Here is a 23,613-nt window from a genome sequence, read left to right on the forward strand (position 1 = left end):
TTTAGAAACGCGCCGTGCTGCCACCCCCGCCTTCAGTGGAAATCCCAGCTGGGGAACAGCTTTTTGGCCTGATCCCGGGGATGCATCGCCCGCGGGCTTGGCAGCGGGCGGGGGGCGTTGTCGGTTTGTGGGGTGGTCTGGCCAATGGCGGCGTCCATCGGGTGACCAAGATCGGAGAGGCGGTGCAAGATATCCTCGATCTGCTGGGCAATCAGATGCACAACGATCCCCTCGCGCTGCAAAGGGCCGGTGACCCGCAAAAGCCGCCCGCCCATCACCGTGCGCCGGAAGCGTTGAAAAACCTTGTTCCAGACCACCACATTGCTGACCCCGGTTTCATCCTCAAGCGTCAGGAAAACAATGTCTGAGGCGGTGCCGGGGCGCTGGCGAGTGATCACCAGACCGCAGACGGTGGTGCGCCCCAGCGGGGCGGTGACCAGCGCGTCATGCCGTGTCAGACTAGGCATGGAGGGGCGCAGCAATTCCATGGGATGGGCGCGCAGGGTCAGGCGGGTGGCGACGTAATCCTCGACCACTTCTTCGCCCAGATGCATGGTCGGCAGGGTGACCTGCGGTTCGTCAATCGCCTCCCCATCAATCGGATCATTGAACAGGGGCAGGGGGGCTGGGGCGCGGATGGCGCGCACCTGCCAGAGCGCATCGCGCCGGGTCAGACCCATGCCGGTGAAGGCATCCGCCTCGGCCAGCCGTTCCAGAACCGCCGGGCCACACCTGCGCGCAGCCAGACGCTTTCGGGATCGCCATAGCCATTGCCGCGGGCTGCCACGATCCAGTCGGCATCGTCCTGCTTGAAGCCCTTGATCTGACGAAAGCCCAGGGCAGAGCCAAGGCGCCATCGGGGCGGCGTTCCAGCGTGTTATCCCAGGTGCTGTGATTGACGCAGATCGGGCGCACCTCCACCTGATGATCTCGGACGTCGCGGACGATCTGCGCCGGGGCATAAAAGCCCATGGGCTGAGAGTTCAGCAGCGCACAGGCAAACACCGCCGGATAGCCCGGCGGTGACATCCTGTGACAGCCCCATCACCTTGCCAACCTCGCGGATTGCGGCGCGGGATCGGAAATGGATCACGGTGGCGCATAGACCGGCGCGGTGACGGCCGTATTTGGTGTAGATCCACTGGATCACCTCTTCGCGGCGCTCATGTTCGAAATCCACGTCGATATCGGGCGGCTCACCCCTGTGGCGGGAGACGAAGCGCTCGAAGACCATGCCGATCATATCGGGCTTCACATCCGTGATCCCCAGAAGATAACACAGGATCGAATTGGCCGCCGAGTCGCGCTCTTGGCAGAGGATCCCCTGAGACCGGGCATAGGCCACGATGTCATAAACGGTCAGGAAATAGGCGGGGTAGTTGAGGTCCTGAACCACGGCCAGTTCCTTGGCCATCAGGTCGAGGGCTTTTTGCGTTGGCCCTTGCGGATAACGCTGCGCCAGACCTTCATGTGCCAGCCGGGTCAGGCGGTCCATGGGGCTTTCGCCGCCTTCGGTGATTTCATCAGGATAGGTGTAGCTGAGTTCGGACAAGTCGAAACTGCAGCGCCCGGCGATCTCCAGCGTGCGGCGCAGGGCGGCGGGGTGGTTGCGAAAGATACGGGCGATATCCGCTGCCCCTTTCAGGCGGCGCTCGGCATTGGGCAGGGCGCGGGTGCCGATCTCATCAATCCGGCAGCCGGTCCGCATACAGGTCAGCACATCGGCCAGTTGTCGCCGGGCGGCTTTGTGCATCAGCACATCGCCGACAGCCACCATCGGCGCGGCGCAATGCAGGGCCAGCCGGGCGCAAGCCGCCAGCCAGACCTCATCCGTGCCGTCATAACGAGGGGCGGCGCCCAGAAAGACATGGCCGGGAAAACGGCGCTGCATCGTCTTGATCTGGGTGGCAATGGTGCGGCTCATCAGGTGGTCTGGGGCTTTCAGGGGGGCTTCACCGGCTGTCCCTTCCTGAGGGGGCAGGGCGATCAGGATCATGCCATCGCATCCGGCCTGCATATCCTTCAGATCAAGGTGACAATCGCCTTTCCCGGCCCGTCGTTTGCCCAAGGTCAGCAGCCGCGTCAGGCGCTGATAAGCGGCCAGATCGGTGGGCAGCGCGATCCAGTTCACCGCGCTGTCGCGCAGCACCAGACGGCACCCGGTGATCAGCTTTGGCAGATGGGCCTCTTGAGGCCGGGCGATATCCTCGGGCGTGCCGATTTCCTGGCGCGAGCAACTATCCACCCGGCGCTGTGAGCGGATGCGCACGGTCTTCTCCGCCTCTTCGCGCAGGACCTTCAAGGCGGACCAGGCGCGGACCACACCGGCCAGCGAATTGTGGTCGGTGATGGCGATGGCGCTGAGCCCCAGTTCGGCGGCGCGGGTGACCAGTTCCTCGGGATGCGAGGCCCCGGTCAGAAAGGTGAAATTGGAGGTCACCACCAGTTCCGTATAGCCTTGAGGCGTATATCCGCAAGGCCCGGTCATGCGAACTCTCCGTGGACGAACCAGGCGGGGTTTTGCGGGGTGTGAAACAGCCACAGCCGACGGCCCTGCCGGGTTTCGACCCGCCAGTAATCCCGTAGGCCGCTGCGCCAGTCGGGATCGTCAAACCACCATTCGGGGGCAATGCGTTCGGGGCCGGTGGCGCGCCCGGTGGTCAGGGTCATGCCGCGCCAGCGGAACCGGTCCGGCGGGCGTGGGCCGATGGCGGAGATCGGCTCGGGCGGGAACAGGTGAAGCGGGCGCGGGCGGGAACCGGTGGATATTCTCCAGCCCGATGCGGGTGCCCAGACGGGTGATCAGATCGTTCAGCTGATCCGGGCCGCGATCCGCGACACTGCTGATCTGCTGGGCGGGCAGGGGTGCGACCTCCACCGCTTCGAGACGCATCCGGTCAATGCCAAAGCCAGCTTCAACCCCGGCGATGCCGCGTTCAAACAGGGGCAGGATGCGGGCGGGGTTGCGCATGGCACCGGCCAGACGCAACTCCACCTGCTGGCTGGCCTGATCGACACGGCGCAGGGTCAGGATCAGCCGCCGTGTGCCGACCTCGTGCAGGGCAAGCTTGTGGCAGAGCCGGTCAAGCAGGCGGGCGGTGCCGGCCATGACATCAGCGAACAGCCCGATCGGCTCGGGCAGGGTCAGACGCACGCCGTAATGCGGCGGGTCGGCTTTGGGCGAGATTTGCTCGGGGATGTCGCCCAGAGCCTGATCCAGCCGGGTCAACACGGTCGGACCAAAGCGCCGCCCCAGTGGTGCGCGCGCTGTGGCGGCCAGATCCGCGATGTGGCGCAGGCCCAGCCGCTGCAGCTTGGTCACGATATCCGGGTCCAGCCGCAGGGCGGCCACCGGCAATGGGCCGACCCCCGACAGAGTCTGGCCGGGTGCGACGATCCCGTTGCCATCCCCATGCCGGGCCAGCGCCCAGGCCGCCCCCCGCGTATCGGCCAGCCCCAGCCGCAGGGACAACCCGGCCCGGTCCGCCCGTGCGCGCATATCATCCAGCATGGCCGTCTCTCCGCCCAAAAGATGGGCCGAGCCGGTCACATCCAGCACCAACCCATCCACGCCCTCCAGCCCGACCCAGGGGCAATAGCGCAGCGCCCAGCGGCGCAGGGCGGTCTGAAACCGCGTCTCGCCGAGCCGTCCCGTCGGCACGGCGATTGGGCTGGGCTGGGTGCGTAGGATGGGTGGTGCGCGCAGGTGGTGGGATAAAGTGATTTGAATAAGGGGCTGATCGCCGCACCACGGCTCGGCGATGCGCGGCTTGGTTTTTGGGGGTCGGCGGCAGCCAGATGATGGCCGCCACCTTTTGCAATGGATCAAGCCTCAAAGGCCTGTATCCCGATCACTTCACCTGATGTGTGGTCCGCAGATACGGTTTCTGCACATTCAGGTCCGAGTATTTTGCCTGCGCATCTTCGGTCGAGACGGACAGCGGCACGATGACCGCATCGCCGCGGCGCCAGTTGGCGGGCAGGGCGACCTTGTGTTCGTCGGCGATCTGCAGCGCTTCGATAACGCGCAGGATCTCGTCGAAATTGCGCCCGACATTCATCGGGTAGGTCATGGTCAGGCGCACCTTTTTCGACGGGTCGATGATGAAGACAGAGCGCACGGTTTCGGTCGTGTTCACCTCTGGGTGGATCATGTCGTAAAGCCGCGAGACGGCAAGGTTCGGGTCGGCCACCACGGGGAAGTTGACCTCGATTCCTTGCGTCTCACCAACATCCGACATCCATTTTGCATGCTCTTCAACCGTATCGGTGGACAGGCCGATCGGCTTTACATTCATCGCCTTGAACTTTTCACCCATCTTGGCCGTCATGCCCATTTCCGTGGTGCAGATCGGCGTGAAATCTGCGGGGTGAGAAAAGAAAAACACCCAGGAATCGCCCGCCCAGTCATGGAAGTCGATGTCGCCCATCGTGGTTTCAGTCTGAAAATTCGGTGCGGTGTCGCCCAGACGGATGCTCATGCGGATACCCCTTTCAAGTGGATGGCTGGTCAGTTGGGCTACATTTAGGGGGGCGGTTCAGGATTTGCCAGTCCTGTGGCAAAGTGAAGCGATGGGTCAGTGATCAGGCTGGCGCGGATCGCGCTTTGATCGCCCGCAGAATATCGTCGATCAGCCCGAACCCATGATAGGTCAGCGCCGAATAGAGCTGCAGCGCATCGGCGCCTGCGTCCAGCTTTTCCAGTGCATCCTTTGCGGATGAAATGCCGCCGACACCGATCAGCGGCAGATCGGTGCGCGCCCTGAGCGCCCGAAGCACGGCCGTGGATTTTGCAAAGAGTGGTACGCCAGATAGCCCCCCCGCCTGATCTTTGTGTCGGCTGTTCAGGCCGGTGCGATCAAGGGTTGTGTTGGTGGCGACGATCCCGGCCAGATCTGCCTCTGTCACCGCGTTGACGATATCGTCCAGCGCGGCGTCATCCAGATCAGGGGCGATCTTTACAAACAGGGGCAATGGGCGGGGCAGACCGGCATTGACCGACTGTGTCTGGTTTAGCACCGCGCGCAAGGCATCCGGGCCCTGAAGATCGCGCAGCTTTTCGGTATTGGGGGAAGATACATTGATAGTGGCAAAATCCAGATGCGCGGCGCAGCAGGCCAGCACTTTGCCATAATCTGCCGCCCGGTCCTCGCTGTCTTTGTTGGTCCCAAGGTTTAGGCCCAGCGTTCCGGTTTTCGGACGGCCGGAAAGGCGTTCCGCAACCCGTTCCATCCCATCGTTGTTGAAACCGAACCGATTGATCACCGCCTTGTCCTCGGGCAGGCGAAACAGGCGGGGTTTGGGATTGCCAGGCTGTGGTTTCGGGGTGACGGCCCCGACCTCTATAAAGCCAAGGCCGGAGTGCAGCAGGGGGCCGATGGCATCAGCATTTTTGTCAAATCCGGCGGCCAACCCGACCGGATTGGCAAGGCGCAGGCCCGCGACCTGGCAGGACAGGCCGGATACAGGCTGGGGCAGGGGGGCAAGGCCGGAATGGAGCGCCCTGAGGGCCAGTTTATGCGCCTGTTCAGGGTCGAGCTGGCGCAAAGCGGCCAGCCCCACGCGTTCGATCAGCCGCTTCACGGCAGGTACAGACCAGCCACCCCGTCAGGCAGGTGGCGCAGGCTGATGACCTCTTCCCGGCGCAAGGCGCGATAGAGATGAGGGAACAATGCCCCGCCGCGAGAGGGCTCCCATTTCAGGGCGTCAAGCCCGTCCGCCTCGACCCCGGCCAGAACCAGCCCGGTTTCGCCCGCGAAATGTTTGGAGGCCGTTTTCTGAAGCTGTTCAGCGGCAGAAAAATGGATGAACCCGTCGGCCAGATCGACTGGCGCGCCATCGGTGACGCCGGCATCCTCAAGGGCCTGCCATTCATCTGTTCGGAAAATCTTGTATATCAGCATAAGGCCCTGATTGCGGCAGCATGGCGCGCGCGTCAACCCTGTGGTGTTATCGCCTGCCGGGATTTGCCGCGCTCCAGCCCCAGGCGGCGTTCGCGGAAGATGATGATCAGTCCGGCCATCACGACAAGAACCGCCCCGGCAATAGTGCGGCTTGTTGGCACCTCGTCAAACACCGCATAGCCAATTGCCAGCGCAAAGATCATCGAGACGTAGTCAAACGGGGCGATCACTGCCGTCGGTGCATGGCGATAGCTCGCGGTCAGGAATATCTGGCCCAACCCGCCAAAAACGCCTGCCAGTACCAAAAGCCCCGCTATTTGCCAGCCCGGCCAGATCCAGCCAAAGGGAATGGTCAGCAGGGATAACAGCGTGGTGGTGATCGAAAAATAGAACACGATGGCGGCGGTTTTTTCGGACTGGACCATTTTGCGGACAAATACCGTAGCCATCGCGGCAAAGACTGCGCCTAGCAGGGCTGCCATCGCCCCAATGGCACGCCAGCCGGTGGTCTCGCCCACTGAGGTGGCGGAGAAGCGTTGTGACAACACGATCACGACACCGACCAGTCCAAGTGCAACAGCTGTCAGGCGAAACAGGCGGACCTCTTCGCCCAGAAACATGGCTGCCAGGATCACGGCAAGGATTGGGGCGGCGTAACCGATGGCGGTGACCTCGGGCAGGGGCAAAAGGCCAAGGGCGGTAAACCCGCATGCCATTCCCGCCCCGCCGACCAGCCCACGCCACAGATGCCCCATCGGGTTTTTGGTTTCCAGCCCATGCGCCAGATCGTGTTGCCAGATCAGCCAGATGATGATGACGGGGATGGCAAAGAAGGAGCGAAAGAAAACAGACTCGCCTGGCGGAACCCCGGCCTCTGCCGCTTTTTTGATGCAGGTCGCCATGCCCATGAAGACAGCGACAGACAGTGTTTTAAGGGCGATGCCCTTCAAGGGGTCCATTGGAAATGTCCGGCAAAGCTAGCTCGCCGGACAGACTGGCAGACAGGCCAGCGAATGCAAGCGTTTGCTGTCAGTAATAAAAATTCCGAGTGCGGCTTTTCAACTCTGGCGTGGCGGTCTCAAAGGACGAGTCCCACGCAACATCTGTGACTGCGCAATTGGCCTGAGCGGTCTTGTCCCGGGGATGTACCCGGCTGAAAAAGCGCAGGTTGTCGGCAATCGTGGTACCGTAGACCTCTAACCGCGAGGCGGCCAGCAACTGAAGTTCCAGGTCGCGCACGGTCTGGGTGCCCGTGGTCATGATGGCGCCGCACACCTCGGTCATGGTGCCACGCTGGAACAGCTTGTAGACCAGCACGGTTTCGTCCGAGGCGCCGCGCCAGTCGATACCGGTGCCGTCAAAGTCTTTGGTAATGGCCCGGGACCCCGAAGGGCTTAGCTGCGTCGCAGCGCAGGAGGCCAGAAGGGCAATACCGGCCAGTCCGGCGAACAAACGAAACGTCATCGTAAAACCCTCGGTTTATCGTAGCCGGGTGCTTGTAAGCGGTGCGGCGCTTGCTGCTATATAGCTAAAATGCAAAGGACGTCTCGGGACCGGCCCGAACCGTCCTTTGCGTGGTCAGATTAAAGCTGAACGCTGTTGGCGCGCAGCACCATTTTGATCTCGGCTTTGTCATAGCCAGGCTGCCAGACAGCGCCTGTTGTTGCGCAATTGGCCGACTTTCCGGCGACATCCTTGAGCGTCGGTTCACCCGTTCCCCTTGGAAGACGCGCGAAGTAGCTTAAAGAGTTGGCAATAGTCGTATTACCGATCTTTAGATAATTCCCACGCAGTACCTGCGGTTCTCCGGATTGATACAAGGCGGGGCCAAATGTCTTGATGGCACCACATACCTCAACCATTCCGTTGTTTTCGCGGGCCGCGAACAAAAGAATAATGTCGGCTTTGCCGCGCCCTATATTAATACCATCGACTTGAAATCGCTGGTCAATTTTCGTTGTTCCGGTTGGCGAGGCGCTGCTGCCTGCCGTACACGCGCCCAGTGCGACCGTGGCAAGAACAAGACCCGCACGCAAAATGATCTTCATAAGCTTCTCCTCAAAAAAAGTACGGTCTTGATATATGGATTGAACCGCAGGTGTGCAACGCTGGTTGCGGAAGCCAAGCGTAGATGTTTCACTCAATTTGGCACTTGGCCATTCGCTTGATCTTTGAGGACGGATACCATGAAAACGGCACGCTTTCTAACCGCAGCATCGCTTCTGGCCTTCAGCGCTGGTGGGGCATTTGCAGATTACTCGCTGACTGTATTGCATACCAACGACTTCCATTCCCGGTTTGAACCGATCAGCAAATACGATTCCGGCTGCTCGGCAGAAGATAACGCCGCCGGGGAGTGTTTTGGCGGCTCGGCCCGTCTTGTCACCGCGGTGGAAGAGGCGAAGAAACGCACCAACAACTATATCCTCGTCGATGGCGGGGATCAGTTTCAGGGCTCGCTCTTTTACACCTATTACAAGGGTAAGGTCGCGGCCGAGATGATGAACAAGATGGGCTATGATGCGATGACCGTGGGCAACCACGAATTCGACGATGGGCCCGAGGTTCTGCGCGGCTTTATGGACACGATCGACTTTCCGATTCTGATGTCCAACGCGGATGTCTCTGCTGAACCGCTGCTGGATGGTGTGCTGCAGAAATCCACCATCATCGAGCGTGGCGGCGAAAAGCTGGGCTTTATCGGTCTGACCCCGCAGAACACGGATGAGCTGGCCAGCCCGGGCAAGAACATCACCTTCACCGACCCCGCCGAGGCGGTGGCGGCAGAGGTGGCCAAGCTGAAAGAGCAGGGGATTAACAAGATCATCGTGCTCAGCCATTCTGGTTATGGTGTTGATAAGGCGGTCGCCGAAGCGGTGCCTGAGGTCGATATCATCGTCGGTGGGCATTCCAACACCTATCTGTCGAACACCTCGGACCGCGCCGAAGGGCCATATCCCACCATGGTCGGCACCACCGCCATCGTGTCGGCCTATGCCTATGGCAAGTTCCTGGGCGAGTTGAACGTGACCTTCGATGATGATGGTGTGATCGCGGAAGCGGTCGGAGAACCGATTGTGATGGACGGGGCCGTGACCGAGGATCAGGACACAGTGGATCGCATCGCCGAGCTGGCCAAGCCGCTGGATGAGATCCGCAACAAAGTGGTTGCTGAAACCTCGGCCCCGATCGAAGGCAACCGCGATGTTTGCCGTCAGCAGGAATGCGAGATGGGCAATTTGCTCGCCGACGCCATGCTGGACCGTGTGAAAGATCAGGGTGTTCAGATTGCCTTCGCCAACTCCGGCGGTATCCGTGCCTCTATCGATGCGGGTGAGGTGACCATGGGCGAGGTGTTGACCGTGCTGCCGTTCCAGAACACGTTGTCGACCTTCCAGATGAAGGGGGATGGCATTCTGGCCGCGCTTGAGAACGGCGTCAGCCAGGTAGAGGAAGGTGCCGGCCGCTTCCCGCAGGTGGCCGGCATGAAATTCACCTGGGATTCCACGGCAGAGCCGGGCAGCCGTATCGTTGAGGTGATGGTCGAGGTTGACGGCAGCTTTGAGCCGCTCGACCCTGAGCAGGTGTACGGCATGGTGTCGAACAACTATGTCCGTGGCGGCGGCGACGGCTTCAAGATGTTCGAGACAGGCAGCATGAACGCCTATGATTTCGGCCCTGATGTCGCGGATGTCCTGGCAGAGTATTTGGCGGAAAATGCACCTTACACACCTTATGTGGCGGATCGCATCACTAAGAAGTAAGTTCAGACATAACGATCAGAAAAAGCGCCCTTGCCGGGCGCTTTTTTTATCCCGCGACCCGCTGGTCACCTTGAGGGTTGTCGTGGCGAGACGTCAGGGCGAACAATCGCCGTTTATATGGCAATTTTTTATGCTGTTCACCACGGCGCTTGTGGCGGAAGAAACATTTGACCGGCACTCATTCGTTCTAAGGACCAGGGTGCGTGAGTCATGCTCGATAAATGCCACGACAGGCTGGTCTGTCAGAAGCCCGGCAGAGGCGCTTGTATTAGTACAACCTGCATAGACATCACATGCGTATATGTAGCGTATCTTCCGATCAAAGCGGCGTGTGAAACCCTCTTTGCCAAGCGCTTGGCCAACAAATCTGCCCTTCCACTCCATGTACTGCCAGCCGTCGGAGTGGGTCCCTATCTTGGGCTGGGCACGGGATGGTTTGAATTTGCCCAAGACGACGCTGTAGGGTTTTGTCGATCTTTGGACGTCTTCAAGGTTGTGTAGCGCAACTTCTGTTTCAGATAGCGCATGGGACATGCAGCTAAAGCTGTAAACGGGTGCCGCGCCGAATACGGCAATACAAAAGAGCAGGGCTTTCATTGTTCATCCTCCTCGGTTGGTAGGCCGAAGCCAAGCCTCTGATAATATGTCGTAAACACTGCCATATTGGTTCAATTCAGCCTATCATGCGTGTCCAGCAGCCCGTTTCACCTGCTCAGCAAAAACACGCTGCGCTGATCTACCCAGCAAGAGAACAGATGCTATGCTGGCAAGGTTCTGAACCTCAACAATAAACGCGAGAGACATCCTGCCCAAAACCCTGAATCTGCATATCGGCTGGCCGAAATGCGCCTCGACCACTTTGCAGCATCTTTTGCATGAGAACCGCAATCTGCTGGCCGCGCAGGGGTTCCACTACCCCAGTGTCAGTGACAAGCCGCTGGGCAATGCCGTGCCGCTGGTCAAGAGCTTTCTGCGCGAACGGTTTGGCCCGCAGGTGTTTGAGCATTTCAACCCGGGGCTTATACCGCTGCAAGATCGCGCCGGATATGTGGAACGTACCTTTCTGCAAACGGACCTGCACGATATCGTTTTGTCGGCAGAGGGGTTGTTCCGCTCGGTGCTGGAGAATGACTATGATTTCCTGTTCCGTCATTTCGACCGGGTGCGGGTGATCTGGGTTATCCGGCCCAAGCTGCCCTGGCTGCAATCGCATTACTTTCAGGGCATTGCGACCGGACGCTATAAAGCAGAATTTGCTGAGGAACTTGATGGATATGTCATGCGCACCCGGATTGAGCGTATGCTGGCTTTTATGCCGGTCTGGCGGGGCTGGGACCGGATTGCGGGGGCGGGGAATGTTTCGGTGCTGCTGCTGGGGGCCGATCAGGCGCGGATCGAGGATCGTTTTGTAACTGCGCTGCTGGGCAAGGTGCCGGAGGGATTGCGCTATCCGCCGCGTAAGAACCCTGGCCTTGGAATCGTTGCCGCTGCAGCCTGTGCGGCCCTGCCTGCAAGCGCAGATGCGGCAGGGGATGCGGAGCGGTTGCGGCGGATCAAGCGCACGGCAAAGCGCATGGGGCTGACAGAGGCTGCGCCGGTTCTGCAGGTTACAGAGGTGCAGGCGCTGACGCGCCGGTTTACGCCGGATGATAAGGCCTTTGCCGAGGTGACGGGGCTGCCTCTGGTGGATTTGCAGCCCAATATGGGGGATATCACGGCCCGTGCCACGACGCTGGCGGCACAGCGTAGCAGGCCGGAGTATCAAGAGCTGCAAGCCGCCCTTGCTGATCACGGCATCGCGGTTTAGGCCAGTCTCATGTGTGGTCGATTTGCTCAGGATCTGGAACAGAAAGCGCTGGAAGAACTGTACGATCTTAGTGCGGCAGAGACACCGGATGCGCCGCCAAGCTATAACATCTGCCCGACGCAGGATATTACGGTTGTCCGGCTGAACGATGGGCACCGGGCGCTGTCGCGCTTGCGTTGGGGATTTGTGCCGCATTGGTACAAAACGCCGTCCGACGGCCCCTTGCTGATCAACGCCCGGTCGGAAACCCTGGCTGACAAACCCGCGTTTCGGGCGGCCTGCCGGTCCAGCCGGTGCCTGATCCCGGCGAACGGGTTTTATGAATGGTGCACGGAGGCAGGCGTCAAACAGCCCTGGTATATCCAGCCCACCGGCAACGCGCCTTTGGCCTTCGCGGGCATCTGTCAGGACTGGACCGATGGGGCCGGGCAGCGCTTAAGCACTTGCGCGATCGTAACGACAGCGGCCAATGCGACGCTAAAGCCGATCCATCACCGAATGCCGGTTGTGATTGAGGCTGAGAACTTTGGCCTGTGGCTTGGCGAGGCGGGAAAGGGAGCTGCAAGACTGATGCGACCCGCAGCAGAGCATCTCCTGAGAACGCACAAAGTCTCAGCCGCGGTGAACTCTGCAAGGGCCAGCGGGGCGGAACTGACTGCCGCAATTTGACCATCTGGCCGCATATTCTCGGCAGAATAATACCCTTTGCAGGCCCAGAACCGACCGCAATTGATCCTTAGAATACAATTGCATGCGAGGAAGTTTTGTAATTCGTACTCAGCGAACACGTAGCGTAACCAGTTTTTTCTCGCATGCACCAGGGTCGTTTGGTTGCCCGGTAATGAGTGTGTTGAGTATCTGTGTGTTTCGGTTCGCTGGTAACAAGTATGGCGTCAAAATGGTCTGACCGTGAACCACCCGGCTGGTCTGCCGGGTGGTCGCTGGCACTTATTGCTGTGACAGGATGTAGCCTGCAGTGCCCGCCACGGCCAAAAACAGAAGCACAGCAATTGCGACCTTGATGGGTGACCAGGGGCGTTCGCCGCGCACGGCCCCGGTGGAGCCATTGACGACAAAGCGATAGGTTTTGCCCCGGAATTTGTAGGCTGCCAGCCAGACCGGCAGCAGCACATGCTTGAAGGTCAGGCCGTCGACACTTGTGTCAATACGCCCGACGCGCTGCTCATCCCCGCCGATATCGCGACGCACATCGCGTTCGATGATCATGTTCATGATTGCCCGCGCTTCGTCATAGCCCTCTTCCAGACTGACCTGATACGCCTCTGCTGCGAACCCGGCCAGGAATTGCGGATTATAGGGCTGCATGCGGTCCAGATCCCACGGCTCCAATGCATCGGTATAACGTTTCGGCAGAGAGCGAGAGCCAAGCACCAGCACATCATTGAAAAAGCGCGAGACGCGCCCGCGGACATTGTGCCAGTCCACATGGCGCACCTGCACGCGGCGGGTCTGGCGCTTGCCATTGACGATGACGGATTGGGTCCGGGTCTCATACCGGGCATCGCCGCGCTGACCGGTATAGCTGGTCCGGGTATCCGCGTCATAGGTCCAATAGGGCACATAGATCCCCTGCATGCGCCGCCCCTTGCGGGCAAATTCGGTCAGGGCATTGGGCGCGAACCACAGATTGCCCATCCAGCGGCTAAGGGCATCGCGGGCCTCTTCCTCGGTCAGGCGGAACGGCAGAACGCCATGGGGCTTGATATGGCGATGCAGGCCGGTATCGGTGACCACTGGGGTGGCGCAAAACGGGCAGCTTGTGGCATGTTTGTCATCGACCAGATCAACCTGGGCACCGCAATTGGGGCATTGCAGGACGCGTGTCGCCTCCATCTCGGCCAGATCGTCCGGTGTGCGGATGGCGCGGCGAAAGTCCTTTTCCTCAAGCGGTGGCACTGGCTTGACCAGAACGGCCCCCTTGACCGGCTCTTCCGATCCGCAATGGTCGCATTTCAGGCTGAAGGAGTTGGGCAGATAGGTCAGGTCCGAGCCGCATTGCGTGCAGGGAAACCGGTGTTCTTCGATCCTGTCGGTCATGATCGGCTGACTTTTTCCAACACCTGGGCGGGGCAGGGACCAGACCCTGATAACTGCTGCCGGGCCTGCGCGTAAATGGCAGGCCCGTGGGTTATGTGCATTTGCTTATGCGGTCGGCGGTGGGGGCGGCGGCATAACCGTGAACAGACGCGCCAGTTCCATCACATCGCCCGCCGGGGTCCAGCCATCACTGCCTTGCGTCCAGACAAGCGTGGCGCGTGTCAGATCGCCCTTGCCTGCCATCTGACCCAATGTGGCGCGGGAATAAGGCCCCTTGGCCTCGCCGCCATCGGCGACATGCCAGACTTTTTCCACGGGCAGCGGTGGCGGGGCGGCTGCGGGTGCTGCAACAGGCTGTTCAGCTTGGGGGATTGCCCCCCATGGCCCCTGCTGCGTCATCTGACCGGCCATCGCCATGCCCATCCCCATGCCAAGCCCGGCCCCCATGCCGCCACCGGGCTGCTGGGCCGCACTTTCCATGGCCTCGGCGGCCTGAAACTGGGTATAGCGCCCCAGATCGCCAACCACGCCCATCGAGGTGCGTTTGTCGAGCACCTGCTCCACCGCTTCGGGCAGCGAGATATTCTCGATATAGAACTCCGGCATCTCCAGCCCGTATTCGGCCAGTGTCGGGCTGACCTTGGCGGCGATCAGTTTGCCAAGATCCAGCGTGTTGGCCGCCATATCCAGCACCGGAATACCCGACGAGGCGATCACCTGCGAGAACCGGCTGACGATGATATTGCGGATCTGGTAGCTGATCTCATCCGTGGTGAACTCACCATCTGTGCCGACGATCTCGACCAGAAAGCGTCCGGGATCGCTGACCTTGACCGTATAGGTGCCATAAGCCCGCAGCCGCACCGCGCCGAATTCAGGGTCCCGGCAGATGATCGGGTTCTTGGTCCCCCATTTCAGATTCGGCACCCGGGTCGTGTTGACGAAATAGACCTCTGACTTGAACGGGCTTTCAAAGCCATGATCCCAGTGCTGCAGGGTGGTCATAATCGGCATGTTGTTGGTTTCGAGCATGTAAAGCCCTGGCGTGAACACATCCGCCAATTGCCCTTCATGCACAAATACCGCCGCCTGACCTTCGCGCACGGTCATCTTGGCACCATACTTGATCTCATGCCCTTCACGCTCAAACCGCCAGACCAGCGTGTCGCGTGTGTCATCCGTCCAATGGATGACATCAATGAACTCACCAGTCAGAAAATCAAAAATGCCCATGTCTCGCCCCACATCTGGACCCATTGCGTTGTGAGGGATACTATCGTGCCGGGACACAGGTTCCTAGGGGGAAAGCGCTGCTCCAATTCTCTGCAGGTTGCACGCTACGGGCAGTCCTTGACAGTCCTTTAGGCCCAGTTTGTTTGCAGATGTACATTGGGGAAGATAGCAATAAACGCCAAGGTTGCTCTCCATTCGCGCCTTGGCCAGACCGATTGGAACTCCTTTCAGGACATCATCTAGACCAAGCCACTACCTTTGCGGATCGCCACATTTTCATAGGGGGGCAGGCTCGCGCCAACCCGTCATTTTCGATTTAGCGCAGGGCTACCGCCCCGCCGATCCCGGCGGCCTGCATGGCATCGGCGGCTATTTTGGGCAGCAAGGGCCGGGCCTCGGCTGCGGTCATGCCGGGGCGCAGGCGTTTGTCGTAGAGCATGCGCAGCAGCACTTCGTCATGCAGGGTCATCAGCGCAAATTCCTCGTCATCATTGAAGATAGAGGGGCGGGCGTCGAAGCTGTCATTGGACAGTCCCATAGCCTGGGCCATTTCCTCATGAATGCAGGACAGGCGCATCAGGCCGCGTTGCTCGGCCTTGACGAGGATCAGGGCGGCCTCGAACGTATTTGAGTTGCCGCCAGAGCCAAAGGTGTAGGCCACGCAGAAAGCCTCGGGCGGGGAATTGCGGAACGCGTCGATGACAGCCGGGGCGTCAATATTGCGGCGGGACAATTCGGCACTGAAATCGCGCTGTTCCGAGCGGTTCAGGAACATCACCGTGAAATTGCCCGGGCCTTTGTTGATATTGCGCATGTCCAGGCCCGTCAGCTTTGCCAAGCGGCGGGTAAAGCGGCGCACATTGGCGGTGTCGCTTTCCCGTTGCTTGCGGGTGACGCTGTCGCCGAACAGCAGATCGACACGTACCGGTTTGACCCAGCGGCGCAACTCTGCCGGGCTGTTTGAGGCGACAAACCGTCGGCCTGACACCTTGAACTCGTCAAACAACGCAATGCGAGTGAAGTTTTCGACCAACTCGTCGACCCCAAACGGCGCATCGGAAGGGTTGGTTTCGGTGCGCATGCCGCCTTGGGCGCGTAAGCGCGCCTCTGCCTCGGAATAAAAGGCAATCAGGTTGGCATCGGCCACAGTTGGCTCTGGCGGTGCCTGATCGACGGTGCAGGCACCGAGGATCAGGGCAGCCAGACATGCAGGAACGCGCATGCGCGAACCTCCCTGTTTTAGCTTTCAGAGACGCTTTCGCCCACATTATGGCCAGAAGCTGTGGCCTTGGCGCGGGCTGCGGCGAGGGTGTTCTTAAGTTCCTGCTCCATTGTCTGAAGCTCTTTCTCTGCTTCGGCACGCTTGGTTTTGCCCTCATCGGCGATGCGCAGGCTGTCCTCGATAGTTTCGATCAGATCGGCGTTGGCTTTCTTGATCGCATCAATGTCGAAGACACCGCGTTCCATCTGCTCGCGCACCTCTTTATTGGCCTCTTTGAGGTTGGCGGCATTGGCCTCCAGCAACTCATTGGTCAGGTCATTGGCATCCTTGACCACCGCTGCGGCTTCGCGGCTGCGATGGATGGTGACCGCCTGGGCCAGCTGGGTTTCCCAAAGCGGGACGGTGTTCACCAGGGTGGAGTTGATCTTGGTCACCAGCGATTTGTCGTTTTCTTGCACCAGCCGGATGGAGGGCAGGGATTGCATGGTCACCTGGCGGGTCAGTTTCAGGTCATGCACACGGCGTTCCAGATCATCGCGGGCGGCGCGCAGATCGCGAAGTTCCTGGGCCTTGATCACGCCCTGATCTTCCGGGGCGTCCTGAACCTCCTGCTCCTTGGCGGGGATTTCGGTCTCATCCAGCACACGCAGTTTCTCTTCGCCAGCGGCGATATAGATGGCCAGCTGGTCGTAGAAATCCAGCGTCTTTTCATAGAGCTTGTCCAAAGACTTAATGTCTTTGAGCAGAATATGTTCATGCTCCAGCAGCTCACCGCTGATCTTGTCGATCTGGCCCTGAACCGTTTCGTACTGCGCCATGAAAGCATGGATCGGTTTGGCCCGGCCCAGCAGTCTTTCCCACCAGCTAAGCTGGCGGTTGGGGTTCAGTTCATCAACGGAGAACCCGCGGATGGAGGCGACCATGTCGCGCAGGGCACCACCGGCGGGGCCGGCATCCTTGTTGCGCACGCCTGCCAGCATTTCCTGGCTGATTTCCTGCAATTCAGATTGCGCGGCAGAACCGAACTGAATGATCGACTGGGTGTTGTGCATGTCCAGTTCGGAAATCTTTGTCTCAATCTCGGCCTTTGAGGCGGCGTCGGCCTGATCAATGACGATCAATTCGCCCTTTGGTTCGGGCAGCAGCTTGGCCGAAACCTCTTCAACTTCCTTCAGTGCGACTTCGGCCTTCTGGCGGATATCCTCAGACATCTGTTGTCCCCTCTGTGATGTCAGGCCGTCAGGCCCTCGGAATGCAGTCTTTCACGCAGCACCTCGATCTCTACATCCAGATCGGTGCGCTCATCTATCAATAGCTTTTCACGATGCTGGGTGAAACTGGATTCCAGATCGGTCAGCAATTCTTCGTATTTCTGGCGCGCTTCTGCATCACGGCTGCGGCTGTATTGATCGGCAAATTTGACCGTCGCGTCGCGTGCGCCCATCAGATAGACGGACAGGAACTTGCGCGCACGGCTCAGATCGCGGGGGTCGTCTTCGATGGTGCGGAACATATCGCGGATGGTCGCAGCGACCTGTTCAACGCGCCCCTCAAGCGGGCGGTCATCGAAACGTTTGGCGGCCTGAAGCATTTCGCTGACCAGCGCTTCGGCCTTTTCGATGGCGATGGCGACCCGCTCGGTGTCAAAGGCGTTTTGCCCCTCAAGCCCTTTGCGTTTCATCGGGTCCAGGCCAAAGCCGATCACATGGGTCACGCTGGCCAGCACGCCAAAGACAATGCCGCCGAAGAATCCGGTGCCCCCGGCCCAACTGGCCAAAAATACACCTGCACCGGTGGCGATGGCCGCCAGTGCCTTGCGCGGCACGGCAGGCGGGCGGGCGACCTTGCGGGTATCATAGGCAGCTTGCGCGCGGATCCCTTCGTTCAGCAGCCACGCGCCCAGCATCAGGATGCCAAACGCGCCCAGTTCAGCGACCGCACCAATGGCATCACCGGCCATCACCTCGCCCAGACCAGCAAGCAGCAGGGGCAGGGGGGCGAGGAACATCAGCCGGGCAGCGACAGAGACCTTGGCCGTCGGCTGACCACGAAACCTAGACAGGGCAGGCCCGCCCTTCATCGGTTGCGGTGAATGCGGTCCGCCATAGCGCTTTGCCATCCGTTCAGACCCCGCCAAAGGCGCGGAACGCCGTGAACAGCACGATCGCCAGTGTGATAAAGGCGGCAAAGCCCTGAAGTGTGCCCTGTTTCATAGACCCCTCGACGCTTTGCCTTACAATGCCCACATCCTGCCGCTCAGGTCAAACGCCAGGCCCTGGCTTGGCCTGTTCCGCCAGCCGCTCGGCGGCCAGCTTTTTCTGATAGCCGGACTGGATAAACTCAACGATGAACAGCACTGCGACCGAGAAGTAGAAGGTGGATTTCGCCATCGGTTCAACCTGATAGCCGAACAGCTTCAGGTGGCCGACATGGCCGCCTTCGCCCAGAAGGACGATGCCGACGATCAGCAGGACGAACAGGCCCAGAACCTCATACATGCGGTTTTTCTTGATAAACTCTGCCACGCTATCGGCCAGCAACAGCATGGCTGCGCCAGAGATCAGGATGGCCAGGGCCAAGACCGGAAAGACATCAGTGATGGCAAGCGCTGAGAGCACTGAGTCGAAGCTGAAAATCAGGTTCATCAGCACGATCATAGAAACCACAGCAGTGGCCGACTTGCCCGCTTTGTCCCCGGAATCATGGCCGATATGCTCTTTTGCAAGAAGATGGCTGATCTCTTTCACGGCCGTGTACATGATGAAGGCGCCGCCAAACAGGAAGACAATGACCGAGAAATTGAATTCTCCCTCCAGAACGCCTGTCCAGTGGACCGAAAAGAACGGTGCGCTGAGGGCTGAAATCAGCTGCATCATGACAAACAGAAGCACAACGCGCAGAACCACCGCAATGATGATACCCCATTTGCGCACGGACTTTTGCATTTCCTTGGGTGCGCGCTGACTTTCGATCGAGATATAGAGCAGATTGTCAAAGCCAAGTACCGCTTGCAAAAAGATCAATACGCCCAGATTGCCCAGATTGGCGAAGGTGAAAAGATCGGCCATGACACGTCTCCTTGGTCGTCGTTTGGGGCGGACAAAGACACAAGCACTGCGGCGGATCAAGACCTGATGCCCAAACCAGAGAAATCTGTATCCAGCTTGGGTCAATTGCGCTATGGTTTGGCCACCACGGGGGCCTGTCGTTATTTCAGAAGATCGCAACAGACCGGAATTTCCAGGCCTGACGTTGGACGAAGCCGACGCAAAATCGCGGCGGTGACTTGCATAAGGACGACAGGGAATGCCCAAAGGCACAGTAAAGTGGTTTAATACCGACAAAGGATACGGGTTTATTCAACCCGCAGATGGGGGAAGCGATATCTTCGTTCATATCACGGCGGTTCAGGCGGCGGGGTTGACCTCGCTCGCGGATGATCAGCCGATTGAATATGAATTGATCGATGGTCGCGACGGGCGCAAAAGCGCCGGTGAACTCAAAGTCTGACTTTCGCCGACATCACTAAGAAATAACGGGGCGACCCAGGCCGCCCCGTCGGATTATGTCAGAACTGCAGCTTGCGATACCCTTCGGGATCGAAGTTACAGGCAAATCCATCGCCATCCGGGTCAAGGTTATACCGGTCCGTGGTCGGTCCGCCATTGGCCAGGAACTGGCGCTGCGCCTCATCATTGGTCTTAAATCGACGGCAGACGGATGCAGATTGCAGCCGGTCGCGGAATGACGGGCGGTTGTACACCTTGGTGCCCTTGGGATGCGTGGTTTCCCGAGCAAACTTGATCACATTGGCGTTGACGTTCACGTTCGGAACCGGCTCGGGGTTGATCACCACCAGTTTCTGGCGGTTTTCTTCACGAATTTGCGCGGCGGCCTCGCGCTGACGCTTCTGCGTCTCCTGGCTGGACGCGTTCAGATCGATCGACGTGTCATTGGGGTCAATCCCTATATCACGTCCACCATTTACGGTCTGCGCGGACGGCTGAACGACGCTGCGGGGCTGGCCCTGCGGCTGTGTCGAATTCAGGGTGGTGGTCACATCTTGCGCCAAAGCCTCTGAGTCCTGTTGTGGCGTGCGCTGCGACGGTGGCAATTGCACGCCGAACTGGTTCCCGGCAAAAATGGGAGAATTCACGCGCACCGGCGGTGGCGGGTCAAACGGGCCATGTCCGCCCGCAGGTTCAGAGTTATCGCACGCTACCAAAGCGCCAGATAGCGCTAGAAAAATAAAGGGTCTGAGCATTTTTTGCCTCTTCTCTGCTCGCGGTGTTCACCACCATTTTGAAGCATGATGCGAGAAATTCAGAGATTTTTCCAGTGAATATGCAAAATTTAGCAATTCTGCTTCCTCCCATGGCTTTCCGATCAATTGCAGACCCAGCGGCAGGCCCTGGCTATCCAGACCTGCGGGCACCGAAATACCTGGCAATCCGGCCAAGTTGACGGTGACGGTAAAGATATCGTTCAGATACATCTGGATCGGATCAGCATCTGCCATTTCACCGATGCCAAAGGCCGCTGTTGGGGTTGAGGGGGTCAGGATCGCGTCGACGCCATCGGCAAACACGGTTTCAAAATCCCGCTTGATCAGGGTGCGGACCTTCTGCGCACGCACATAGTAAGCATCGTAGAAACCGGCAGACAACACATAGGCACCGATCATCACACGGCGCTGCACCTCGGGGCCGAAGCCTTCGGCGCGGGTGCGGGCATACATCTGATCAATACCTTCATCCGCGCCGATCTTGGCCCGATGGCCATAGCGCACCCCGTCATACCGGGCGAGGTTCGATGATGCCTCGGCCGGGGCAATGACGTAATAGGCCGGCAGGGCATATTTGGTGTGCGGCAGCGAGATATCCTTAATCTCCGCGCCGGAATCGCGCAGCATCGCGGTGCCGTCAGCCCAGAGTTTCTCAATCTCGTCCGACATGCCATCCATGCGGTATTCCTTGGGAATGCCGATGGTCTTGCCCCGAATGTCACCTGACAGCGCTGCTTCGAAATCAGGCACGGCCAGATCGGCTGACGTGCTGTCCTTGGGGTCGTGCCCGCACATCGCCTGCAGCATGATGGCAGCATCGCGCACAGATTTGGCCATCGGTCCGGCCTGATCCAGCGATGAAGCAAAGGCGATGATCCCCCAGCGCGAGCAGCGGCCATAGGTTGGTTTGACACCGACAATGCCGGTAAAGGCCGCAGGCTGGCGGATTGACCCGCCAGTATCGGTGCCGGTGGCGGCCAGACACAGATCCGCCGACACGGCCGAGGCCGACCCGCCTGATGATCCGCCCGGGGTCAGGTCCGCATCACTGCCGCTGCGCCGCCAGGGGTTCACCACCGGCCCATAGGTCGAGGTTTCGTTGGATGAGCCCATGGCGAATTCATCCATGTTAAGTTTGCCCAGCATCACCGCGCCATTGCCCCAAAGCCGGCGGGTCACGGTGCTTTCGTAAGGCGGTTTGAACCCCTCCAGAATGGCCGAGGCCGCCTGCGCCGGAACATCCTCGGTGCAGAACAGGTCCTTGATCCCCAGCGGAATGCCGCACATCGCAGGGGCATCGCCCGCAGCCAGCCGCGCATCTGCGGCTTTGGCCTGTTCACGGGCCTGATCCGGTGTATGGGCGCAAAACGCGTTCAGAACGCCAGCGGCATCAACGGCTGCCAGACAATCCTCGGTCATCTCGGCAGAGGTGAAATCGCCCTTGCGCAGCCCGTCGCGCGCCTCGGCAATGGTCAGTTTGTTTAGATCCGCCATCACTCAATCACCTTCGGTACAGCAAAGAACCCTTCGCGGGCGTCGGGGGCATTGGCAAGCACCCGATCCTGGATATCGCCATCAGCGACCACATCCTCGCGCTGCTTCAGCGCCATGGGCGTGACCGATGTCATCGGCTCCACTCCGTCGATATCGACCTCGTTCAGTTGTTCCATAAAATCCAGAATGGCGCTGAGTTCCTGGGCCAGTTCCGGCAGATGATCTTCGCTGGCCTCGATGCGCGCCAGATGCGCCACCTTGCGGGCGGTGTCGATGTCGATGGACATGGGGCGGTCTCCGTTCAATTGATCCCGGGTTTATCGCCCGGGACCCATCGCTGCAAGGGGTCAGCGCGGGTGCGCCTGATGCCGGTGCAGAACCAGGATCAGCCAGCCCAGCAGAATGCCGTTCAGCGTATGCCACAGGAAATGTGTGCCAAGCGGAAAGCTGTTGCAGACCGCTTCGTCAATGCTGCGGAAAAACAGGGACAGGACCAAAAGGCCAGCCCCGATGACCAGACCGCGCGCCGTGCCGGTGTCCTTGGGCCAGGCGGCCAGCGCCATCAGGCCCAGCAACAGCAATACAGGAACATAAGCGATAGACCCGTTCAGCGGCCCTGTGACCTGCCCGATCAGCATCGCGGCCCCATAGGCATAGGGAAAGAAGGCCGCAACTGCGACGCCGCCTGCCCAGTCAGGCAGGGCAAAGACCCGCGTTGTGGTCAGAAACAGATAGATCAGGATGAAGGTCATGATCGGCAGCACATCGGCATGCTCGGCCCAGGTCTGCGCAAAGGTGTGAAACAGGAACGACCCAACACCGATCAGAAACAGGTTGATGGTCAGGACACGTGCGCCCCGGTCTTCCTTGCCGCCCAGAATGCCCCAGATGACCGCAGCCGCAATGATGAAAGAGGCGTTGGTGACGGCATTGAACGGTTCAGCCCAGAATGCCGTATCGAGCCGTTCGCAATAGATGTCGACATGCTCAAAAAGATCCATTGCGTGCTCCTGCGTTTTGCGCAGTGTATGCCTAACGTGAGGCTTGGCAAGCATCAGGTTTCGCGTTTGGCGGGTATGAATGGCTTTCACATGCCCCGGGATGCTCAATCTAGATCCGGCAAATCACACCCCGTCAGCGTGACGATAATATGCCCGGACCGGCGGTGGGGGCATGCCGGCCCGGGCGACGAGGCGCACCCCTGCGTCCTCGCATCTGCAAGCAAACTGAAAAACCAATGATGTTGGGGACTGTGGTACCTGGTAAAACCATGCGCATGCTGTCAAAGCACTATCGCACATCTAGAGATATCTGCATATAGTTACCAAGATATTAATCAAGAATTTATTGTTAGGCCGATCAGCGGCGCGCCTGAAAGAAATCGCGCAGCAGATCGGCGCAGGCCTGTTCTTCGATCCCGCCATAAACCTCGGGCGCATGATGGCATTGCGGATAACTGAACAGGCGGGGGCCGTGGTCAACGCCGCCGGATTTCGGGTCCTCTGCACCGTAATAAAGCCGCGCGATGCGGGCAAAGCTGATGGCGGCGGCACACATCGGGCAGGGCTCCAGCGTGACATAAAGGTCAAAGCCGGGCAGGCGCTCGCTGCCTATCGCAGCGCAGGCCGAGCGGATTGCCAGCACCTCTGCATGGGCGGTCGGATCGGACAGCTCGCGCGTGCGGTTGCCAGCGGCAAAGCTGCGCCCGGTGCCCGGATCGACCACCACGGCACCCACCGGCACCTCGCCCCGCTGGGCGGCGGCCCTTGCCTCGGTCAGGGCGGTCTGCATGTGGCTGACAAAGCTCATGTCGTTTGGATAAAGCCATTGCGCCTGCGCGCGCAACA

26 protein-coding genes are annotated in these 23,613 nt (G+C 59.9%); 4 read left to right on the forward strand and 22 right to left on the reverse strand.

Translation table 11 applies throughout. The features are described from left to right. Nucleotides 1-32: 32 nt before the first annotated feature. The 10 genes from ACW9UQ_RS02785 to ACW9UQ_RS02830 all read right to left on the reverse strand — a co-directional run bounded on the left by ACW9UQ_RS02785 (nucleotide 33) and on the right by ACW9UQ_RS02830 (nucleotide 7,951). Nucleotides 33-857 carry an OB-fold nucleic acid binding domain-containing protein gene (locus tag ACW9UQ_RS02785; protein WP_458929469.1) on the reverse strand — a complete coding sequence of 275 codons (825 nt, stop codon included), beginning with the start codon at nucleotides 855-857 and terminating at the stop codon, nucleotides 33-35. A gap of 20 nt (nucleotides 858-877) precedes the next feature. Further along, nucleotides 878-2,488, reverse strand: coding sequence for a PHP domain-containing protein (locus ACW9UQ_RS02790; RefSeq protein ID WP_458929470.1), 1,611 nt, complete (start codon nucleotides 2,486-2,488; stop codon nucleotides 878-880). Further along, the gene (locus tag ACW9UQ_RS02795) at nucleotides 2,485-2,670 is read right to left on the reverse strand and encodes a hypothetical protein (RefSeq protein ID WP_458929471.1); all 186 of its coding nucleotides are present in this window, start codon (nucleotides 2,668-2,670) and stop codon (nucleotides 2,485-2,487) included. Before ACW9UQ_RS02795 ends, ACW9UQ_RS02790 begins: the two co-directional genes overlap by 4 nt. Then, the gene (locus ACW9UQ_RS02800) at nucleotides 2,609-3,661 is read right to left on the reverse strand and encodes a Y-family DNA polymerase (RefSeq protein ID WP_458929472.1); all 1,053 of its coding nucleotides are present in this window, start codon (nucleotides 3,659-3,661) and stop codon (nucleotides 2,609-2,611) included. The genes ACW9UQ_RS02795 and ACW9UQ_RS02800 overlap by 62 nt, the downstream gene beginning before the upstream one ends. A 190-nt stretch (nucleotides 3,662-3,851) precedes the next feature. After that, nucleotides 3,852-4,481 carry a peroxiredoxin gene (locus ACW9UQ_RS02805; RefSeq protein WP_458929473.1) on the reverse strand — a complete coding sequence of 210 codons (630 nt, stop codon included), beginning with the start codon at nucleotides 4,479-4,481 and terminating at the stop codon, nucleotides 3,852-3,854. A gap of 103 nt (nucleotides 4,482-4,584) precedes the next feature. Next, nucleotides 4,585-5,583, reverse strand: coding sequence for a quinone-dependent dihydroorotate dehydrogenase (locus ACW9UQ_RS02810; protein ID WP_458929474.1), 999 nt, complete (start codon nucleotides 5,581-5,583; stop codon nucleotides 4,585-4,587). Beyond that, nucleotides 5,580-5,903, reverse strand: coding sequence for a DUF952 domain-containing protein (locus tag ACW9UQ_RS02815; protein ID WP_458929475.1), 324 nt, complete (start codon nucleotides 5,901-5,903; stop codon nucleotides 5,580-5,582). Before ACW9UQ_RS02815 ends, ACW9UQ_RS02810 begins: the two co-directional genes overlap by 4 nt. A gap of 32 nt (nucleotides 5,904-5,935) precedes the next feature. Beyond that, nucleotides 5,936-6,862, reverse strand: coding sequence for a DMT family transporter (locus tag ACW9UQ_RS02820; RefSeq protein WP_458929476.1), 927 nt, complete (start codon nucleotides 6,860-6,862; stop codon nucleotides 5,936-5,938). Between the two features lie 70 nt (nucleotides 6,863-6,932). Next, entirely contained in the window at nucleotides 6,933-7,367 is a 435-nt protein-coding gene (locus tag ACW9UQ_RS02825) for a hypothetical protein (protein ID WP_458929477.1), read from the reverse strand. Nucleotides 7,368-7,486: 119 nt separating this feature from the next. Beyond that, nucleotides 7,487-7,951: a hypothetical protein gene (locus ACW9UQ_RS02830; protein ID WP_458929478.1), complete on the reverse strand. Its 465-nt coding sequence runs from the start codon at nucleotides 7,949-7,951 to the stop codon at nucleotides 7,487-7,489. A 138-nt stretch (nucleotides 7,952-8,089) separates the two neighbouring features. On the opposite strand from ACW9UQ_RS02830, the gene ACW9UQ_RS02835 reads away from it, so the two are divergent. Next, the gene (locus ACW9UQ_RS02835; protein ID WP_458929479.1) at nucleotides 8,090-9,667 is read left to right on the forward strand and encodes a bifunctional metallophosphatase/5'-nucleotidase; all 1,578 of its coding nucleotides are present in this window, start codon (nucleotides 8,090-8,092) and stop codon (nucleotides 9,665-9,667) included. Between the two features lie 93 nt (nucleotides 9,668-9,760). Here ACW9UQ_RS02835 and ACW9UQ_RS02840 read toward each other — a convergent pair whose 3' ends face one another. Further along, entirely contained in the window at nucleotides 9,761-10,264 is a 504-nt protein-coding gene (locus ACW9UQ_RS02840) for a hypothetical protein (RefSeq protein WP_458929480.1), read from the reverse strand. A gap of 274 nt (nucleotides 10,265-10,538) precedes the next feature. On the opposite strand from ACW9UQ_RS02840, the gene ACW9UQ_RS02845 reads away from it, so the two are divergent. Together ACW9UQ_RS02845 and ACW9UQ_RS02850 are read left to right on the forward strand one after the other, a co-directional pair. After that, on the forward strand, nucleotides 10,539-11,474 hold the full coding sequence (locus tag ACW9UQ_RS02845) for a hypothetical protein (RefSeq protein ID WP_458929481.1): 936 nt from the start codon (nucleotides 10,539-10,541) through the stop codon (nucleotides 11,472-11,474). A gap of 9 nt (nucleotides 11,475-11,483) precedes the next feature. Continuing rightward, nucleotides 11,484-12,143 (forward strand): SOS response-associated peptidase, encoded by a 660-nt coding sequence (locus tag ACW9UQ_RS02850; RefSeq protein WP_458929482.1) that lies wholly within the window; start codon nucleotides 11,484-11,486, stop codon nucleotides 12,141-12,143. 279 nt (nucleotides 12,144-12,422) lie between these two features. Here the strand turns inward: ACW9UQ_RS02850 and ACW9UQ_RS02855 are convergent, their stop codons facing one another. From ACW9UQ_RS02855 to ACW9UQ_RS02880, 6 genes are all read right to left on the reverse strand, one after another. Next, on the reverse strand, nucleotides 12,423-13,532 hold the full coding sequence (locus tag ACW9UQ_RS02855) for a TFIIB-type zinc ribbon-containing protein (protein ID WP_458929483.1): 1,110 nt from the start codon (nucleotides 13,530-13,532) through the stop codon (nucleotides 12,423-12,425). A gap of 105 nt (nucleotides 13,533-13,637) precedes the next feature. Beyond that, nucleotides 13,638-14,765: an SPFH domain-containing protein gene (locus ACW9UQ_RS02860; RefSeq protein ID WP_458929484.1), complete on the reverse strand. Its 1,128-nt coding sequence runs from the start codon at nucleotides 14,763-14,765 to the stop codon at nucleotides 13,638-13,640. Between the two features lie 316 nt (nucleotides 14,766-15,081). Next, on the reverse strand, nucleotides 15,082-15,987 hold the full coding sequence (locus ACW9UQ_RS02865) for a DUF2927 domain-containing protein (protein WP_458929485.1): 906 nt from the start codon (nucleotides 15,985-15,987) through the stop codon (nucleotides 15,082-15,084). 17 nt (nucleotides 15,988-16,004) lie between these two features. Then, nucleotides 16,005-17,198 carry a toxic anion resistance protein gene (locus tag ACW9UQ_RS02870; protein WP_458929486.1) on the reverse strand — a complete coding sequence of 398 codons (1,194 nt, stop codon included), beginning with the start codon at nucleotides 17,196-17,198 and terminating at the stop codon, nucleotides 16,005-16,007. 20 nt (nucleotides 17,199-17,218) lie between these two features. Then, nucleotides 17,219-18,106 carry a 5-bromo-4-chloroindolyl phosphate hydrolysis family protein gene (locus ACW9UQ_RS02875; protein ID WP_458929487.1) on the reverse strand — a complete coding sequence of 296 codons (888 nt, stop codon included), beginning with the start codon at nucleotides 18,104-18,106 and terminating at the stop codon, nucleotides 17,219-17,221. 142 nt (nucleotides 18,107-18,248) lie between these two features. Further along, nucleotides 18,249-19,055: a TerC family protein gene (locus tag ACW9UQ_RS02880; protein ID WP_458929488.1), complete on the reverse strand. Its 807-nt coding sequence runs from the start codon at nucleotides 19,053-19,055 to the stop codon at nucleotides 18,249-18,251. Between the two features lie 238 nt (nucleotides 19,056-19,293). On the opposite strand from ACW9UQ_RS02880, the gene ACW9UQ_RS02885 reads away from it, so the two are divergent. After that, nucleotides 19,294-19,497, forward strand: coding sequence for a cold-shock protein (locus tag ACW9UQ_RS02885; protein ID WP_458929489.1), 204 nt, complete (start codon nucleotides 19,294-19,296; stop codon nucleotides 19,495-19,497). Between the two features lie 58 nt (nucleotides 19,498-19,555). Here the strand turns inward: ACW9UQ_RS02885 and ACW9UQ_RS02890 are convergent, their stop codons facing one another. The 5 genes from ACW9UQ_RS02890 to ACW9UQ_RS02910 all read right to left on the reverse strand — a co-directional run bounded on the left by ACW9UQ_RS02890 (nucleotide 19,556) and on the right by ACW9UQ_RS02910 (nucleotide 23,575). After that, on the reverse strand, nucleotides 19,556-20,251 hold the full coding sequence (locus tag ACW9UQ_RS02890; RefSeq protein WP_458929490.1) for a hypothetical protein: 696 nt from the start codon (nucleotides 20,249-20,251) through the stop codon (nucleotides 19,556-19,558). A 27-nt stretch (nucleotides 20,252-20,278) separates the two neighbouring features. Continuing rightward, nucleotides 20,279-21,766, reverse strand: a complete 1,488-nt coding sequence (gatA, locus tag ACW9UQ_RS02895; protein WP_458929491.1) for an Asp-tRNA(Asn)/Glu-tRNA(Gln) amidotransferase subunit GatA — start codon at nucleotides 21,764-21,766, stop codon at nucleotides 20,279-20,281. Then, nucleotides 21,766-22,053 (reverse strand): Asp-tRNA(Asn)/Glu-tRNA(Gln) amidotransferase subunit GatC, encoded by a 288-nt coding sequence (gene gatC, locus ACW9UQ_RS02900; RefSeq protein WP_458929492.1) that lies wholly within the window; start codon nucleotides 22,051-22,053, stop codon nucleotides 21,766-21,768. Before gatC ends, gatA begins: the two co-directional genes overlap by 1 nt. A 60-nt stretch (nucleotides 22,054-22,113) precedes the next feature. Next, a complete protein-coding gene (locus ACW9UQ_RS02905) occupies nucleotides 22,114-22,767 on the reverse strand; it encodes a ceramidase domain-containing protein (protein WP_458929493.1) in 654 nt (217 codons plus the stop codon). Between the two features lie 358 nt (nucleotides 22,768-23,125). Then, nucleotides 23,126-23,575, reverse strand: a complete 450-nt coding sequence (locus ACW9UQ_RS02910) for a nucleoside deaminase (RefSeq protein WP_458929504.1) — start codon at nucleotides 23,573-23,575, stop codon at nucleotides 23,126-23,128. Between the last annotated feature and the right edge of the window lie 38 nt (nucleotides 23,576-23,613).

This window comes from Halovulum sp. GXIMD14793, from assembly GCF_054457435.1.

Bases quoted from the DNA above. Each gene is read 5' to 3' on its own strand.
- ACW9UQ_RS02840 (WP_458929480.1), bottom strand. From the start codon at position 10,264: ATGAAAGCCCTGCTCTTTTGTATTGCCGTATTCGGCGCGGCACCCGTT.
- ACW9UQ_RS02875 (WP_458929487.1), bottom strand. From the start codon at position 18,106: ATGGCAAAGCGCTATGGCGGACCGCATTCACCGCAACCGATGAAGGGC.
- ACW9UQ_RS02820 (WP_458929476.1), bottom strand. From the start codon at position 6,862: ATGGACCCCTTGAAGGGCATCGCCCTTAAAACACTGTCTGTCGCTGTC.
- ACW9UQ_RS02795 (WP_458929471.1), bottom strand. From the start codon at position 2,670: ATGACCCTGACCACCGGGCGCGCCACCGGCCCCGAACGCATTGCCCCC.
- ACW9UQ_RS02855 (WP_458929483.1), bottom strand. From the start codon at position 13,532: ATGACCGACAGGATCGAAGAACACCGGTTTCCCTGCACGCAATGCGGC.
- ACW9UQ_RS02905 (WP_458929493.1), bottom strand. From the start codon at position 22,767: ATGGATCTTTTTGAGCATGTCGACATCTATTGCGAACGGCTCGATACG.
- ACW9UQ_RS02850 (WP_458929482.1), top strand. From the start codon at position 11,484: ATGTGTGGTCGATTTGCTCAGGATCTGGAACAGAAAGCGCTGGAAGAA.
- ACW9UQ_RS02910 (WP_458929504.1), bottom strand. From the start codon at position 23,575: ATGAGCTTTGTCAGCCACATGCAGACCGCCCTGACCGAGGCAAGGGCC.
- ACW9UQ_RS02890 (WP_458929490.1), bottom strand. From the start codon at position 20,251: ATGCTCAGACCCTTTATTTTTCTAGCGCTATCTGGCGCTTTGGTAGCG.
- ACW9UQ_RS02880 (WP_458929488.1), bottom strand. From the start codon at position 19,055: ATGGCCGATCTTTTCACCTTCGCCAATCTGGGCAATCTGGGCGTATTG.
- ACW9UQ_RS02790 (WP_458929470.1), bottom strand. From the start codon at position 2,488: ATGACCGGGCCTTGCGGATATACGCCTCAAGGCTATACGGAACTGGTG.
- ACW9UQ_RS02805 (WP_458929473.1), bottom strand. From the start codon at position 4,481: ATGAGCATCCGTCTGGGCGACACCGCACCGAATTTTCAGACTGAAACC.
- ACW9UQ_RS02835 (WP_458929479.1), top strand. From the start codon at position 8,090: ATGAAAACGGCACGCTTTCTAACCGCAGCATCGCTTCTGGCCTTCAGC.
- ACW9UQ_RS02815 (WP_458929475.1), bottom strand. From the start codon at position 5,903: ATGCTGATATACAAGATTTTCCGAACAGATGAATGGCAGGCCCTTGAG.
- ACW9UQ_RS02830 (WP_458929478.1), bottom strand. From the start codon at position 7,951: ATGAAGATCATTTTGCGTGCGGGTCTTGTTCTTGCCACGGTCGCACTG.
- gatA (WP_458929491.1), bottom strand. From the start codon at position 21,766: ATGGCGGATCTAAACAAACTGACCATTGCCGAGGCGCGCGACGGGCTG.
- ACW9UQ_RS02885 (WP_458929489.1), top strand. From the start codon at position 19,294: ATGCCCAAAGGCACAGTAAAGTGGTTTAATACCGACAAAGGATACGGG.
- ACW9UQ_RS02825 (WP_458929477.1), bottom strand. From the start codon at position 7,367: ATGACGTTTCGTTTGTTCGCCGGACTGGCCGGTATTGCCCTTCTGGCC.
- ACW9UQ_RS02860 (WP_458929484.1), bottom strand. From the start codon at position 14,765: ATGGGCATTTTTGATTTTCTGACTGGTGAGTTCATTGATGTCATCCAT.
- ACW9UQ_RS02865 (WP_458929485.1), bottom strand. From the start codon at position 15,987: ATGCGCGTTCCTGCATGTCTGGCTGCCCTGATCCTCGGTGCCTGCACC.
- gatC (WP_458929492.1), bottom strand. From the start codon at position 22,053: ATGTCCATCGACATCGACACCGCCCGCAAGGTGGCGCATCTGGCGCGC.
- ACW9UQ_RS02870 (WP_458929486.1), bottom strand. From the start codon at position 17,198: ATGTCTGAGGATATCCGCCAGAAGGCCGAAGTCGCACTGAAGGAAGTT.
- ACW9UQ_RS02785 (WP_458929469.1), bottom strand. From the start codon at position 857: ATGGCGCCTTGGCTCTGCCCTGGGCTTTCGTCAGATCAAGGGCTTCAA.